We start from the raw sequence: 510 nt of genomic DNA, 5'->3' as shown, positions 1-510 counted from the left end.
CACTTACGAGTGGGGCACCCAGCGCCTGGCCACCTCGCGCGTCGACCGTCAGGACATGGACGGCGTCGACCAGCACAACACCTACCGCTACGACGAAGCCGGCAACGTCCTGTCCGTATCGGACGTCTCCCGCTCCGGCACCGACACCCAGTGCTTCACCTACGACGGACTGCGCCGCCTGACCGAAGCCTGGACCCAGGCCGTTCCGACCTGCTCCACCGCCCCCAGCGGCACCTCCTTGGGCGGCCCCGCCCCCTACTGGCACTCGTACACGTATGACAAGGCGGGCAACCGCCAGACCGAAGTCATCCACGATGTCACCGGAAACACGGCCAAGGACACCGAGCGCACCTACACCTACCCCGGCGCGCCGAATGCCCAGCCGCACACTCTGACCTCGGTCACCACAGCGGGGCCGACGGGAGAGTCGAAGGACACCTACACCTACGACGAAGCCGGCAACACCGAGACCCGCACACTGGGCGGCGACACGCAGAGGCTCACCTGGGA

The 510-nt window shown here is 67.6% G+C and carries 1 protein-coding gene; it reads left to right on the top strand.

Annotated features, from left to right (window positions below):
- Positions 1 to 510, top strand: a 510-nt coding sequence (locus LPA54_RS36650; protein ID WP_228984820.1) for a hypothetical protein, incomplete at both ends; no start/stop codon positions are given.

This window comes from Streptomyces sp. DH12 (genome assembly GCF_020873895.1).
Taxonomy (GTDB): domain Bacteria; phylum Actinomycetota; class Actinomycetes; order Streptomycetales; family Streptomycetaceae; genus Streptomyces.
This window is presented reverse-complemented; position numbering and strand designations above follow the sequence as displayed.